General features: G+C 64.2%; 14 protein-coding genes. 3 read left to right on the top strand and 11 right to left on the bottom strand.

What is annotated here, in order from left to right:
- Positions 1-130: 130 nt before the first annotated feature.
- The 4 genes from ABC977_RS02600 to ridA all read right to left on the bottom strand — a co-directional run bounded on the left by ABC977_RS02600 (position 131) and on the right by ridA (position 2,869).
- Positions 131-343 (bottom strand): CopZ family metallochaperone, encoded by a 213-nt coding sequence (locus ABC977_RS02600; RefSeq protein ID WP_369665674.1) that lies wholly within the window; start codon positions 341-343, stop codon positions 131-133.
- Positions 340-1,350 carry a glucokinase gene (glk, locus tag ABC977_RS02595; protein WP_369665673.1) on the bottom strand — a complete coding sequence of 337 codons (1,011 nt, stop codon included), beginning with the start codon at positions 1,348-1,350 and terminating at the stop codon, positions 340-342. The genes ABC977_RS02600 and glk overlap by 4 nt, the downstream gene beginning before the upstream one ends.
- A gap of 401 nt (positions 1,351-1,751) precedes the next feature.
- Positions 1,752-2,084, bottom strand: coding sequence for a hypothetical protein (locus ABC977_RS02590; protein WP_369665672.1), 333 nt, complete (start codon positions 2,082-2,084; stop codon positions 1,752-1,754).
- Positions 2,085-2,482: 398 nt separating this feature from the next.
- A complete protein-coding gene (gene ridA, locus ABC977_RS02585) occupies positions 2,483-2,869 on the bottom strand; it encodes a RidA family protein (protein ID WP_369665671.1) in 387 nt (128 codons plus the stop codon).
- Positions 2,870-2,972: 103 nt separating this feature from the next.
- On the opposite strand from ridA, the gene ABC977_RS02580 reads away from it, so the two are divergent.
- Positions 2,973-3,875 (top strand): phosphoribosylaminoimidazolesuccinocarboxamide synthase, encoded by a 903-nt coding sequence (locus tag ABC977_RS02580; protein ID WP_369665670.1) that lies wholly within the window; start codon positions 2,973-2,975, stop codon positions 3,873-3,875.
- A gap of 173 nt (positions 3,876-4,048) precedes the next feature.
- Here ABC977_RS02580 and ABC977_RS02575 read toward each other — a convergent pair whose 3' ends face one another.
- Together ABC977_RS02575 and ABC977_RS02570 are read right to left on the bottom strand one after the other, a co-directional pair.
- The gene (locus ABC977_RS02575; RefSeq protein ID WP_369665669.1) at positions 4,049-4,351 is read right to left on the bottom strand and encodes a P-II family nitrogen regulator; all 303 of its coding nucleotides are present in this window, start codon (positions 4,349-4,351) and stop codon (positions 4,049-4,051) included.
- Positions 4,352-4,355: 4 nt separating this feature from the next.
- Complete coding sequence (locus ABC977_RS02570; RefSeq protein ID WP_369665668.1) at positions 4,356-5,324, bottom strand: sodium-dependent bicarbonate transport family permease; 969 nt, start codon at positions 5,322-5,324, stop codon at positions 4,356-4,358.
- Between the two features lie 92 nt (positions 5,325-5,416).
- Between ABC977_RS02570 and ABC977_RS02565 the strand changes: the two genes are divergently transcribed.
- Positions 5,417-6,379: an L-threonylcarbamoyladenylate synthase gene (locus ABC977_RS02565; protein ID WP_369665667.1), complete on the top strand. Its 963-nt coding sequence runs from the start codon at positions 5,417-5,419 to the stop codon at positions 6,377-6,379.
- 349 nt (positions 6,380-6,728) lie between these two features.
- Here the strand turns inward: ABC977_RS02565 and ABC977_RS02560 are convergent, their stop codons facing one another.
- The 5 genes from ABC977_RS02560 to ABC977_RS02540 all read right to left on the bottom strand — a co-directional run bounded on the left by ABC977_RS02560 (position 6,729) and on the right by ABC977_RS02540 (position 13,096).
- On the bottom strand, positions 6,729-8,432 hold the full coding sequence (locus tag ABC977_RS02560; protein WP_369665666.1) for a diguanylate cyclase domain-containing protein: 1,704 nt from the start codon (positions 8,430-8,432) through the stop codon (positions 6,729-6,731).
- A 325-nt stretch (positions 8,433-8,757) separates the two neighbouring features.
- On the bottom strand, positions 8,758-10,980 hold the full coding sequence (locus ABC977_RS02555; protein WP_369665665.1) for a RelA/SpoT family protein: 2,223 nt from the start codon (positions 10,978-10,980) through the stop codon (positions 8,758-8,760).
- A 52-nt stretch (positions 10,981-11,032) separates the two neighbouring features.
- Entirely contained in the window at positions 11,033-11,320 is a 288-nt protein-coding gene (gene rpoZ, locus ABC977_RS02550; protein WP_369665664.1) for a DNA-directed RNA polymerase subunit omega, read from the bottom strand.
- 235 nt (positions 11,321-11,555) lie between these two features.
- Positions 11,556-12,224 carry a guanylate kinase gene (gmk, locus tag ABC977_RS02545; RefSeq protein WP_369665663.1) on the bottom strand — a complete coding sequence of 223 codons (669 nt, stop codon included), beginning with the start codon at positions 12,222-12,224 and terminating at the stop codon, positions 11,556-11,558.
- Between the two features lie 5 nt (positions 12,225-12,229).
- Positions 12,230-13,096, bottom strand: coding sequence for a YicC/YloC family endoribonuclease (locus ABC977_RS02540; protein WP_369665662.1), 867 nt, complete (start codon positions 13,094-13,096; stop codon positions 12,230-12,232).
- 113 nt (positions 13,097-13,209) lie between these two features.
- On the opposite strand from ABC977_RS02540, the gene ABC977_RS02535 reads away from it, so the two are divergent.
- The gene (locus ABC977_RS02535; protein WP_369665661.1) at positions 13,210-14,148 is read left to right on the top strand and encodes a serine/threonine-protein kinase; all 939 of its coding nucleotides are present in this window, start codon (positions 13,210-13,212) and stop codon (positions 14,146-14,148) included.
- The last annotated feature ends 48 nt before the right edge of the window (positions 14,149-14,196 follow it).

Here is a 14,196-nt window from a genome sequence, read left to right as displayed (position 1 = left end):
AAAACGGCTCCCGACGGATACTGACCTCAACCCCGGCACCTGAAGATCCAGGCACCCTGGCGGAACAGAGACGCCCCGCCGCTGTTTTCGACGATCGCGCGGATCGAGAAGGACGCCCCTCTCGGAATCCCTATCGCTCCGTGTCCTCCGACTCGACCTGATAGCCAGCGGCGATCACCGCCTCGACGAGCGTCGACCGCATGGCCGTTCCATCCACGCGTGCCCGGCGAGTCTCCAGATCCACGAAAACCACTTGCGTCACGCCCGGCACATCGGCCAGGGCCTCACGGACGGCCGCAACGCAATGCTGGCAGGTCATCCCTTGGATTCTCAGCTCTATCATCCGATGGTCTCCCATGATTGGTCGGCCCGAGCGGCGACAACACAGCGTGCCGCGCCATAGAGCGGTGCCTTCGGTGTCAGGATCACGACCACCGGCATCCTTTTCATCAAGGCCGCCATCCGCCCCTTGCTGAAAAAGGCGTCGAGAAAGGGGCTGGCACGCAGGGCCGACAGATTCTTCGGTGCGATGCCGCCGGCGATATAGACACCGCCCAAGGCCATCGTCTTGAGGGCCAGATTACCGGCTTCGCGGCCATACAGGCGGAGAAACAGATCCATCGCCTGGGCGCAATCGGAGCATCGGCCCTTGGCTGCCGCCTCGGCGATGGCCGCCGCCGGATCGCGATGCGTCGACTCCTGCTCGAGCCAGTCTGGGACCGCTGCACCGGAGGTCCCGACCAGGAAACGATGGATCTCGACCAAGCCCGATCCGGACAACACCCGCTCCCAGCTGACACGGCCATGCGTCTGCCGCAGGTACGACATCAGCGCGCACTCGAGCTCGTCGCCCGGCGCGAAATCGGCGTGCCCGCCCTCGGTGGCGAACGGGTGATGGCGCGCACCATCCCAGAAGAGCCCGGCCTGCCCCAGCCCCGTGCCCGCCGCGATGACACACGCATTGCCGCGCGACGGGGGCTCACCAGCGTGCAAGATCTCCTGGTCCTCGTCGCCGAGGTCGGGGATCCCCCAGCCGACCGCTTCCAGATCATTCATCAACAAGACATGACGCAACCCGAGCGCGCTCTCGATAGCCCGCGCATCGAGCATCCAGGGCAGGTTGGTCGTTCGGCTGCGGCCGTCCTGCACGGGGCCGGCCACCGCCAACGCGGCCACGGTGCAAACCATCGGAAGCTCCGCGAGGTAGCAGCGCACCAGCGCCTCGAGCGACGAAAAATCCCGGCTCGTGAAGCGCCTGGCATCGGCGAGGACGACACTCTGGGGCGTCGCCTCGGCAACGGCCAGCATGGTCTTGGTCCCACCGACATCGCCGACCAGCACCCGTTTCATGTCCGATTCCCGACCCACTCGACCCTTGCAGTGATTCAGGGCACCTTGAAAAATTCAAGGTGCCCGCGCGGGGCAAGGATGCCCCGCCATTTTCAGTCGCCTAAGCGACTGAAAATGAAGCGAAGCGGAAATCGCATTTTCGCTTCGCGTCTGGAAAAATTACCCGGATGGCAATTTTTAAGGCCCCCTTCAGAGGGGATCATAGCAGCGGCGACACCGAGGCGTGAACCTCGGGACGAGCCAGCCGAACCACAGCAGGTGCCGCCGGCCCGGGCGCAGGCCGAGTCATCGGCCATTCGAGACGATGACGAACGGGGAGGTGAGAAGGGTCAGTCGGCTTGCCGGAACGGCCTCCGCGCAGGACCGCGCGGAGGCACGGAAACGCATCCCGCTGCGTCCGATCAGTAATCGGCGCTCGATTCAGCCGGCGCTGCCGGAGCGCTGACGACCGGGGCCGCGACGGCAGGGTAGCCGGCGTAAGGAGCTCCCCAACCACCCTGATAGGGGTAACCCCAGCCGCCGTAGTACGGGTGGGCCCAACCACCGTAATAGGGATGCCCGTAATACGGATAGCCGTAATACGGATAGCCATAATAGGGGTAACCGTACCAAGGTCCGTCGCCCCAGCCTCGCATGACATTGAAAGGACCCCAGAAGGCCTGGGCCGAGAACGAAGCCAAGGCCAGGAACGAGGCCAAAGCCGCCGCAAACAGCAGAGGTTTCTTCGAGAACATTACCTTTCTCCACATGTCGGTTGAGAACACAGGGCGCGGCACGCGTCCGGTGCCCGCGACACCTGCGGCTCCCGAGTTTAGCGGCTCGTCCGCCAGCTCATCTTGATTCGCATCAAAGCATTTGAATATCACCATATTCTGAACTTCGATGAGCCTCAGTCCAAGCACCGACCCAGCGCCACCGTTTCCGAGATGTCGGCGGTCGGCCACCGGCGTTGCCAGGACCCCGACCGGCCGTGGAACGGCGCCTCGTCCAGCCGCCCGGCCAACATGCCACGATCGTTCGCCCATCCGAGCGCACTGCCGTGCCGACTTTCCCAGCGTCGTCGCCTTCCCTTGCACCCACTCCACCGGGCGAGGACAATCCGGTATGCCGGCGGTTCCGGCCAGGGCAAACCCTAATCGGCGAGATCCAGAATACCGTCCAGCTCGATCGCGGCCCCGCGCGGGAGTGCCGCGACACCGATCACGGCCCGCGCGGGATAGGGTTCGGTGAAGTACTCGGCCATGACCTGGTTCACGACCTGGAAGTGGTCGAGATCGGTCAAGAAGACATTGAGCTTCACCAGGTCGCCGAGGGTGCCGCCGGCCGCTTCGGCGACCGCCTGCAGATTGTCGAAAGCCCGCCGGACCTGATCGACGATGTCGCCGGTCACCAAGGTCATGGTCTGGGGATCGAGCGGGATCTGGCCGGACAGATATAGGGTGCGACCAACCCGCACGGCCTGCGAATAGGTACCGATCGCCTGCGGCGCACGGTCGGTTCGGATGGTCTCTCGGGTCATCGGGAAGGGACTCCTCGGTGAGGACTCGCGGATCGAGTCAATGACCATGGCAGGATTGCCAATCCGTTATACTCGCCGGGAATCTTCGACGGAAGCAACCGCAATGTCGGCACTCTACGAATCGCATCTCACCCATCTCGAGCTCATTCACCGCGGCAAGGTCCGTGATCTCTACCGGGTCGACGACGATCACCTGCTGATCGTGACCAGCGACCGTTTATCGGCGTTCGACGTGGTCCTGCCGCAGCCGATCCCCGGCAAAGGCGAGGTCCTGACCCGGGTATCGCATTTCTGGTTCGATCGAACCCGGGCATTGGTGCCGAACCACCTGTCGGATCTCGACGCTGACCGGGTGATAACCGATCCGACCGAACGGGCCGAACTCGGCGACCGGGCCATCGTCGTGCGCCGATTGACCCCCTTGCCGATCGAGGCCGTCGTCCGGGGCTACCTGATCGGCACCGGCTGGAAGGATTATCAGCGCACCGGGGCCGTCTGCGGCATCAGGCTACCGGAAGGCCTGCGCTTGGCCGACAAGCTCCCGCGCGCGATCTTCACGCCCTCGACGAAGGCCGCCGTCGGGGAACACGACGAGAACATCGATTTCCGTCGGGCAGCCAAGCTGATCGGTCGCGAGTTGGCCGAACAGGTACGCGACGTCAGCCTGACCCTGTACAGCACCTGCGCCGACTACGCCCGCGAGCGAGGCATTCTGATCGCCGACACCAAATTCGAGTTCGGGACCGATGAACAGGGGCGACTGCACCTGATCGACGAAGTCCTGACCCCGGATTCCTCGCGTTTCTGGCCCGCCGATCGCTACCACCCCGGCGTGAACCCGCCGAGCTTCGACAAGCAGTTCGTCCGCGACTATCTGGAAACGCTGAACTGGGACAAGTCACCACCCGGTCCGATGCTGCCTCAGGAGGTCATCGACAGGACGGCCGAAAAATACCGCGAAGCCGAGGAGCGCCTGACCGGTCGAACACGCCGCACCGCGACCTGAGCGGCGCGCGAGCGCATGACCGGGGCTCCGACCGCGACGAACCGTTTCCGTCGCGGCCCTGACGTGACGATACGGGCCTGCTGGCCGCTGGCGTAGGCAACTGTCGCGCATCGCTTGGCCCATCGCGGCGGAATGCCCACCCGACCGCGCCGCGATCAGGCCCCCGGTGTCGTTCAGAAGCGCTCCGGCCGCAGCACCTCAACATCGGCAATGTATTGAATGATCGCGTAGTTTTCGTAGTACTGATCCTTCAACCGAGAGGCGATTGCGGCCGCCGTTTCCGCATCGCAAACGACCTCGACGCGAATGTTGGCATTGGTATCCCACGCGGAGGTGCGAACACCGCGGTGACCCTTGCCACGCACATCGCTGACCGTATACCCGTGCGCCCCGAGCCGCTCGATGTCCTCGAGCAAGACGCGCTCCAATGCGGACTCGGTGATGATCGTCAGGACCTTGCGCTTATGGGTCCACATTGGCTTATCCTCCTAGAATGCGGTGTGTCCAGCTGGCGAGCGCATGATAGAGCGGTATCCCCACTAGGACATTGAATGGAAAGGTGACGCCGAGCGCCGCCGCGAGCGAGAGGGCTGGATTGGCCTCGGGAACCGAGATACGCATCGCCGCCGGAACCGCAATATAGGACGCGCTGGCCGCCAAGGTGGCGAGGATGGCGGTCCCGCCGACAGACAACCCCAATAGCAGACCGAACGCCGTCCCGATCAGCGCCGAAAAGAGCGGCATCCCGATGCCGAACAGGACCAGAAAGACGCCGTATCGCCTCAGGCCACCGAAATGCGCGGCCGTGATCAGCCCCATCTCGAGTAGAAACAACGCCAGTATGCCCTTGAACAGATCGAAGAACAGGGGTTCGATCGATGCGACGCCACCCGGCCCGGCCACCCATCCGATCAGGAGACCGCCGACCAGAAGCACGATCCCCTTGCCCAGGAAGACCTCTCGGCCGACTGTCGCAAGCGGCACGTCGCGGGATAAGCCGCGAGCCATCAGGATGCCGATGAGGATCGCGGGTATCTCCAACACGACGAGAAGCAGCGGCATGTGGGCCTCGAATTCGATCTCGCGGCTCGCGAACCAGGCCGTCGCGACGGCATAGGTGGCTACGCTGACCGAGCCGTAATGCGCAGCGATCGACGCCGCATCGGCACGTCGGAAGCCACCGAGATGGCGGAGGACCGGAAAGGCGATCAACGGCAGCAGAAAACCCATACCGATCACGGCCAGGATCTGCGGCAAGAGGTAGCCGAAAGGCTGCTGGGCCAACTCGACGCCACCTTTGAGGCCGATCGCCAGTAGCAACACCATGCTGATCAGATCGTAGACGGCGGAAGGAAGGCGGAGTTCGGAACGCAACAGGCCCGCCGCAAGACCCAACAGGAAGAACAAGATGATAGGATCGATGTCTGTCAACGCCTTTTCCTCAGTCATACTCGGGACCGCCGGTCCGCCCACGGCAGCGACCATGGGCCCGGCACGGGCGACCCGCACGAACATGTATCACACCACGGGATCGACGACGGATGCTTTACCTCACCCCAGATGACGAGGGCCTGGCCACCGCGGCCCGTCTGCTCGACGCCGGGCGACTGGTCGCACTACCCACCGAAACCGTTTACGGTCTCGCGGCGGATGCGGCAAACCCGGACGCGCTGCGCGAGATCTTTCGGGCGAAGGGTCGCCCGGTCGACCATCCGCTGATCCTGCACCTGGCCGGAGTGGACCAGTTGCGCGAATGGGTGACCGAGGTGCCACCGATCGTACGGCAACTGGCGGCGGTCTTCTGGCCTGGTCCGCTGACCCTGATCCTGGTCGCCGGGCCGAGGGCATCTTCGCTGATTACCGGTGGCCAGACGACGCTGGCCGTCCGGGTCCCATCCCATCCAGTGATGCAAGCGGTCCTTCGTCGGCTCGGGCGCGGTGTCGCGGCCCCCTCGGCCAATCCTTACGGTCAGGTCAGCCCGACCACCAGCGCGCACGTACAACGCCACCTGACCGGACGAATCGCCGCGGTCGTCGACGGCGGCCCCTGCCAGATCGGCATCGAATCGACGATCCTGGATCTGACCGCGGGCGAACCCGCGATCCTTCGCCCCGGCGCCATCACGGCCGCTATGCTGGCGCCTTACGTGCAACTGGCCGAGTCGTCGCACACGAGCGGGACGCGCGCGCCAGGCGGCCTGCCCCGGCACTATGCCCCGTGCACGCCGTGCTACCGGATCGCGGCGGGCACCGCCGCGCGACCGGACATGGCCGGGCGAGTCGGCCTGCTGGCGCAACGGGAGCCGCGCTGGCCGGTCGCGCACTTCTGGCCGATGCCCGATACACCCGACGACTTTGCGCGCGTATTCTACGCCGCCCTGCATGCCGCCGATGCCAGCGGTTGCGATGCGTTACTGGTCGCGTTACCGCCCGACGGGCCGGAATGGCGCGCGGTGCACGACCGAATTCTCAGGGCCACTCGGCCCTTGCCACCGGCATCCTAGCCCGGGTGGCTCGGCCAACCCGGCCGGTGGGCGCGCTCGTCGGGCCGGGCTTGGGCGATCGCCGGAAACCCTTTTGCCGGTTGACGCAGGATTGACGTTCGCCTTCGAGGCGGGCTGGCGGGGACATCGCAGGCTCCGTGACCACCAGTGCGACACTAGAGACTCGGCATCAAGACAAGTCCGAGGGTATGAAAATGGACGGCGGTCGCCTTAGGCAAGCCCACGGAAATAAGGTGACCACGGCGATGTCGGGTTACGGCGCGCATCGAGCGCCATACCGGATACTTCGGATTCAGAGTTGGCGCCCCTAACCCGACCTACATGGTCCTTTTTTCTCGCCGAAGTTGCCTCAGCTGGCGGGTTCGGCGAAACGCAACGCGTTCCGGCCGGCCGCCTTGGCCTCGTACATGGCCACATCGGCCCGTTTGAGCAGCTCTTCGATCGACAGCGTATGATCGACGAAGAGGGTGGCACCGATACTCGGCGTGCTGCGGTGGTCCAGGCCGGCGAGGTCGTAGGGCAACCCAAGGGCCGCTCGGATCTTCTCGCCGACGATACCGACCTGAATCGCGGCTTGCTCGGCCTCGGCGCTCAACTGCGTCAGCATCACGACGAACTCGTCTCCGCCTAAGCGCGCGACCGTATCGTTGCGCCGCACGCAACCCTGCAGCCGTCCGGCCACCTGTTTCAGCAGCAGATCACCCATATGGTGCCCATGGGTATCGTTCAGAACCTTGAAATTATCGAGATCGATGAACAGGATCGCGCCATACTGACCGCTGCGACCGCTGCTCGCCAAGGTCTGCTGCAATCGGTCGAGCAACAGACGCCGATTCGGCAACCCGGTCAAGGCATCGAAGAAGGCCAGCTTATGAATCTCCTCGTCGGCCGCCTTGCGTTCGGTGACATCCATCAGCGTACCGCGCAGACCAAGTACTTGTCCGTCCGGGCCGAGGCGCAGCCGAACATTGGCCTCGAGCCAACGTTCACGGCCATCGCGGGTGACGAAGCGGAGTTGATAGCGAAACTGATCGACCTCGCGGCGAATCAAGGTACGGAGAGATATCCAACCAAACCGCCGGTCGACATCGTGCATGAAATCGAGCGCCGATTGTCCAAGCGTATCGGCTACGGAAAAACCGGTGATCCGTTCCCAGGCCGAATTCAGAAAGGTCCAATGGCCATCGGCGTCGGTCTGGAAGACGACCTCGCGTATGTCCTCGATGGCTTCGCGGTAACGCAACTCGGTAGTCGTTCGCTCGGCCGCGATCCGGTCGCGTTCGGACACCGCCGCCAACAGGCTGGCTAGGTTCCCCAAATGCACCGCCTCGTCGTCGGACCATCTCCGCATCCTGCGCACCGCTTCGATGCCGATCCAGCCGATAAGACGGCCGGCCACGATCAACGGCACGACCAACAACGAGCGTGGCTTGCGCTCCGCGACGAGTGCCCGCACCAGTCCCGAGTACTTGGAATCGGCCGACGCGCGCGGCATGGCGATGACTTCCCCAGCGCCCAGCTTGGCCAGCCACGCCGGCGATCGGTCGCGGATCGTGACCTCCGACGGCCGCTCGACCGGATCGATCCCACCCCTCGACCACTGCTCAGTGCACTGCGCAAGCCCCTGCTCCTCATCGAACCGCCACAGATGAGCCCGATCGCCGCCGGATAGCTCACAGGCCAGCATCAACGCCTGGGCCAACGCGTCGGCCTGCCGCTCACCGGGTGGGTTGACGAACCCCACCGCCAACCGCGCGAGACCCTGATCGAATCCCTCATGACGCCTTCCGCTTCGGGCAACGGGACGTCCACGCGCCCCCCGGTTGAAAAGGGCGAACGCAGCGACCAGGGCGAGCAAGATGCCGGCAACACCGGTGAACCAAGCCACCGGAAGACCCGCCGGATCGCCGAAGGGTTGCGCCGCCGCCGATGACGCGATCACCGCCAGTCCGAGAGCGAAACCCTCGCCAGCCGTGAGCCGTCGCCGACCGGTCGATGGCAGGTCTCGATTCGCCTTGGTGCGTATTCTTGCTTCGTTCTGCGCGCCCGACATCCTTCCCTCCTGCGTACCGCCACTTCGACCCGGGTACCCCGCCACCTCGAGGCACGGCACAGGTCGCGGCTCGAGCGGAATCGCTCGACACAACAAAAGCACACCTCATGCCAAATTCGTATACCGCTGTTTTAGATAATTTTTGACGACCGAGAGGCGTGACCAGCCGGACCAAAGGCGTCAACAAAGGACCCGGGCGGCCAACTAGCCGGCGGACGAGTTGCGAGGAGTGAAGCGATTCAAGATCGAGGCAGGCCGCTCGATCGGTGGCCTGAGGACGGCAAAGCGAGGGCTTCGCGCCGTGAAAAAGTGGGGCCTGATCGGCCTAGTCCTGTTGGCCACCGCCCGCGACGCGGCGTGACGGCCCGCCATGCGTGACCCGCCCCGTGCGCACAACGGCGGCGATCCGTCGGACCCGCCTCAGGATTCGAGCGAGATGCTGGCGTCCACGTACGTTGATCAGGAACTCCAGCGTGGTGATCATCCCGTCCCGTTCCAGCGACTGGATGTTCTCGATATTCGATCGCATCTCAGCGATCACCGACGCCACCGTCGCCAACGCACCGGGACGGTCGACCATGTCGACACGGATCTGAGTCGTGTACTCGGCTTCGTTGGATTCGGCCCAGTCGAGATCGAGACATCGGCCGCGCTGGCGCACGTGATCACCAAGATGGCCGCATTCGCGACGATGAACGAAGATGCCACGCCCCGGATGGAACAGGCCAACGATCGCGTCCCCGGGGATCGGCCGACAACATCGCGCATACTTCAGCGCGACACCCTCGGTGCCTTTGATCGCGAGCCGACGCGGGACGCTGACCTGCGCCTCGTCGGGGACGGCCGCAAGGCAATAGGCGACCAACGCCGGCGAACGATTGCCGAGCGCAATCTCGGCGAACAAGTCGGACACCTCGTTCAGTTCGGCCTCATCCAGGTAGGTCGCCAGCCGGCCCGGATCCACCGATTCGAATTCGAGTGCATAGGTCGCCAGCTCCGCATCGAGAAGACGCCGCCCCAGATCCTGTGCTTCCCGGTGTCGGAGATTCTTCAAGTAGGCCCGGATGCTCGTCCGCGCCTTGCCGGTGACGACGAACCGCATCCAACTCGGATGCGGTTTGTTGCCAGGGGCGGTGATGATCTCGATCGTCTGGCCCGCTCGCAGGACGGTATTGAGCGCCGCCAACCGTCGGTTGATCTTGGCCCCGACACAGGTGTGGCCGATATCCGAGTGAATCGCATAGGCAAAATCCACGACCGACGACCCTTTCGGCAAGATCACGGGCTCGCCCTTCGGCGTGAAGACGAGGATCTCGTCCGGGACCAGATCGACCTTGACTTGATCGAGGAACTCCTCGGACTCGCCGGATCCACGCGACACGTCGAGAAGATTCCGCAGCCAATCCGCGGAGAGTGCCAAGGGGCCGGAATCGCCCGGTTCGTTCCTGTCCAGCCAGTGCGCGGCAATCCCGAACTCGGCATTGCGCTGCATCTCCCGCGTGCGGATCTGGATTTCGATGGAAGAACCACCCGGGCCGAGGAGGATCGTATGCAAGGATTGATAGCCGTTCGACTTGGGTATCGCGATGTGGTCGGCAAAGCCCGCCGGGCGCGGTTTGTAGAGGCCGTGCACCAAACCCAGGACGCGATAACAGGTGTCGACCCGATCGACGATGATCCGCAATGCGATACGAAACGACTGAGTATCGAGAAGCTCCCGAAACGGGCGCCTGTGTTCGCGTTTCTTGCGGAAGACACGGTAGACATGTTCGTGCCGCCTCACCGCCTCGGCCGCGATCGCCTCATGATCGAGACGTGCCAGAATCGCCCTCTCCACTTGGTTGACCAGCGCCACGGCCTCGTCGCGCTCCTGCTCGAGCGCTCGACGGAGGACTCGGTAGCGCCACGGCCAGTGATTCGCGAAGCCCAGTTCTTCGAGCTCGATCTGCAGGCGGCTGAGGCCGAGTCGGTAGGCGATCGGCGCGTAGATCTCGAGGGTCTCACGCGAAATCCGTCGGCGAGACTCCGGCGGCATCGCGCCAATCGTCCTCATATTGTGCAAGCGGTCCGCCAGTTTGATCAGGATGACCCGGACATCGCGGGTCATGGCCAGCACGATTCGCCGAAAGCTCGCCGCCTGGACCTCGATCCGGCTCTTGCAGTCGATCTGGGTCACCTTGCTGACGCCATCGACGAGATCGGCAATCTCCGAACCAAAACGCGACGCCAAATCCTCCTTGGCCACCGGAGTGTCTTCGATGACGTCGTGCATGAGGGCGGCCATCAAGCCCTTGTGATCCATCCGCATCTCGGCGAGGATCCGAGCTACGGCGATCGGATGGCGTATATAAGGTTCACCCGATTTCCGCCGCTGCCCCTGGTGGGCCTCGGCGCTGAACAGGTACGCAGCGTAAACCTCATGGATCTGTTCGCGGGGCAGATAGGTTTCGAGATACAGGCAGAGATCCGCAATGTATCGTTCGGAACCCAGGTCGCAGAGCGTTGGGTCGGTCGTGTTCAGCGCAACTGGCGGCGGGTTGGTGACCATGCTCGGCCTTCCGCGGCTGGTGGTTGGATGGGCGGTGCGAACCGCGAACCCCTCAGCCCTGGTCCGCCGCTTGCAGGTCGGCGGCAAACTGTCGGGCCAAGGCCTGCTCGAGGGCCCGTGTCGTTTCGTCGACCTGTTTGTCCCCTTTCGCCAAGGTTTCGGGGCCGATCAGGCCGGCTGCGATCTCGCGCAAGGCCAGTACCGTAGGCTTGTCATTGTGCGCGGTGACCAAGGGTTCGACCCGATTGGCGAGCTGACGCGCCCGCTTGGTCGCCAGCAGCACCAGATCGAACCTGTTATCGACATGAGCAAGGCAGTCTTCCACAGTAATACGTGCCATAAACGAGCTCCAAGGACGAAAGAGGCCAGCTTTTCCAGAACACTGGTCATCCTTGAACGGTGACTTGTGCGCGGACATGCTGGCTTTCAAGCGCCGGCCCGGCGGCAAGGAACCCAATGGCTTGCCGGGGCCGAATAACGGCGAATAACGAATAAGAGTAGCATAGGTGGCCCGAAATCGTCGCTGCCCTGCCGACGAAGTGCCAGGCCGGGGCGGACCAAGCGACTGCTGCCGCTCAGCCTCCGATCACCTGGGAGGAGGGATGCGTCAACTCGGCGAGCAGCCCCCCCAACCGGGTCTGCTGGCGGGACCGCCGCAGACGCTCGGCAACCAGGATCGCGAGCAGACCCCGCAAGGTTTGGTCGAAGTCGTCGTTGACCAACAGATAGTCGTACTCCGGATAGTGGGCGAGTTCGTCGCGTGCCTGCGCCATGCGCCCGGCAATGGTCGCCTCGCTATCCTGGTTCCGCCCACGCAGACGGTCCTCCAAGGTCGCCAGCGAGGGCGGCAATATGAAGACACTCGCCGCATCGGCCCAACGCGCGCGCACCTGGCGAGCGCCTTGCCAATCGATCTCCAGCAGCAGATCACGCCCCCGGGCGAGCACGTCGCGCACAGCGGCTACGGTCGTTCCGTAACGGTGACCAAAGACGGTCGCATGCTCGAGAAAGGCGCCATCGACGACCATCTGCTCGAAGCGCGCGTCATCGACGAAATGATAGTGAACCCCGTCGAGCTCACCGGGTCGCGGCGCCCTCGTCGTGCAGGATACAGCCAGGTGAAGATCTTGGTCGTGACGGAGCAGTGCCTTGACCAGGCTGGTCTTGCCGGCTCCCGAGGGTGCCGACACGATGAACAGGGTGCCAGCGACTGGCGACGAGACTTGTGACGGGAGATCAGTCATATCGGTCATTCCACATTCTGAACCTGTTCCCGCATCTGTTCGACCAAGACCTTCATATCGACGGCCGCGCGGGTCGTTGCGACGTCGACGGACTTGGAACCGAGCGTGTTGGCCTCGCGATTGAGCTCCTGCATCAGGAAATCCAACCGCCGGCCGATCGCTTCCGGACGACGGCAGACATCGCGGATCTCCGCGACGTGTGCCGCGATGCGATCCAGCTCCTCGGCTACATCGATCCGCTGCGCGATCATGACCACCTCTTGCTCCAACCGGCTAGCATCCAGCTCGGCCCGCAGCTCGGTCAACCGATCCAGGAGGCGCTGGCGGAACTCGGCCAGGATGTCCGGGAGCCGCGCTCGCACCTGCTCGACCAGCCGCTCCAGTTCGTCACACCGCGCCGCGATCAGCTGCATCAAGCGCGCCCCTTCGCGTTGGCGTGCCGCGATCAACCCATCGAGGGTCCGATCGAGCAGAGACAGGGCCGTGGACATGACCTCGTCGAGGTCGCGTGCCGGTTCCTGAAGCAGACCGGGCCAACGCAGCAGATCCGCGACCGACAACGCGGCTGCTTGGTCCAAGGCGACGGCCACCTCATCGCCAACCGCGATCAGTTGACGCAACAGGTGGTGGTTGACGGTGAGGCTGGTCATCGCGCCTGGGCGCGCAACGTAACGTAGCGTGCAATCGACCTTGCCCCGTTGAAGCCGGCCGGTCAGTCGCTCTCGGACCGCGGGCTCGAGCGCGCGTAGATCCTCCGGCAACCGAATCGATGGTTCCAGGAAACGGTGATTCACAGAGCGCACCTCCCAAACCAATTCGCCGCTCTCGCTGCTGAGGTCTTCACGGGCGAAGGCCGTCATACTCTTGACCATGATCGGGATCTCCTGATTGGATCGGCGCCTGCCCGTTGGGACGCGACGGCCTGTCTATGTCCCGGTATGATACCAAGCCAGCCCGATGGGCTACGGTCACCTTATGGACCTTCATGATGGCGCCCGCCCGCGACAGCCTCGAACCCGGTACTCGAGTCGCCGCCTATGAGATCGTCAAGAACCTGGCGTTCGGCGGCTTCAGCCTGATCTATCTGGCAGTCGACCAGGAGACCGGGGACGAGGTCGTCCTCAAGGAATACATGCCGAAACGGATCGCGCTCCGTGACCGGCGCGGACATGTCGTCCCGGCCCGACTGGATCTGGCCGAAGGCCTCTGGCGCGGCCAGCAACTGTTCTTCCAGGAGGTGCGCGCGATGGCCTCGCTGCACCACCCCAACATCCTGGCGGTCCGCGACTTCTTCCTCGCCAACGGGACCGGCTATCTGGTCACGGAATACCAGCGGGGCCGCAACCTGGGGACCTATATCCGCGAGCGTCGCGGCGGTTTGAGCCCGACCTTCATCCTCGAGGTCTTCATGCCGATCCTAGACGCATTGGCCCTGATCCATTCCCATGGGCTGGTCCACTTGGACGTCAAACCCGCCAATATCCATCTGCGCCATGCCCGGGAACCGTTGCTGCTCGACCTTGGGGCCGTCCACCGGATGGACCAGGGCCCCGCGCAAGGGGTGCAGGTCGTGACCGCTGGCTATTCGCCGATGGAGCAGTACTACCGTGGCGGCCACATCGGCCCCTGGAGCGATGTGTACGCGGTCGGGGCCAGCATCCGCACCTGCATCGAGGGGCGACCGCCGCCGCCGGCCCTCGACCGACACCCGGAGGATCGGCTGACGCGGGTAAAACAGCTCTATCGTAAGCAGTATCCGCTGTTTCTGCTCGAAGCGGTCGACTGGTCGATGACGATGGATCCGATGGAACGGCCGCAAGACGCCGGACACCTGCTCAACGCACTGCGACAATTCGTCGATGAGGCGCCGCGGGCGGCGCAAGCCAATGGGACGGAAAAGTCGGGCGGGGGCGGAGGGATTTGACGCCATCGTCGCTCCCGCGGAACATACGACACCCATCATCACCGGAGA

Source organism: Thioalkalicoccus limnaeus (assembly GCF_041197575.1).
GTDB classification, from domain to species: domain Bacteria; phylum Pseudomonadota; class Gammaproteobacteria; order Chromatiales; family Chromatiaceae; genus Thioalkalicoccus; species Thioalkalicoccus limnaeus.
The sequence above is the reverse complement of the archived record's forward strand: the minus strand, read 5'-3'. Positions and strand labels throughout refer to the sequence as shown.